Here is a 255-nt window from a genome sequence, read left to right on the forward strand (position 1 = left end):
CTACTTATGAGGAGCGGTTAACCTGGGCTCCCGGAGATGGAAATGGACTGCAGGTACATCCTTTAAAAGACTTTAGCGTTGGTGGATTGAACTGCTGGGAAAACTGGATGCCCCTGGCAAGAACTGCTTTACAGGGCCTTGGAGAAAATCTTCACGTGGCAGTATGGCCGGGATCAGAAAATAACACGAGAGACATTACCAGATTTATTGCAAAGGAATCCAGATCATTTGTCATTTCTGTATCGGGCCTGATGA

At 46.7% G+C, this 255-nt stretch carries 1 pseudogene; it reads left to right on the forward strand.

Annotated features, from left to right (window positions below):
• A pseudogene (locus tag LB467_RS18935) lies at nucleotides 1-255 on the forward strand (nitrilase-related carbon-nitrogen hydrolase); the annotation flags it as partial.

Source organism: Salegentibacter tibetensis, from assembly GCF_020164485.1.
Classification (GTDB): domain Bacteria; phylum Bacteroidota; class Bacteroidia; order Flavobacteriales; family Flavobacteriaceae; genus Salegentibacter; species Salegentibacter tibetensis.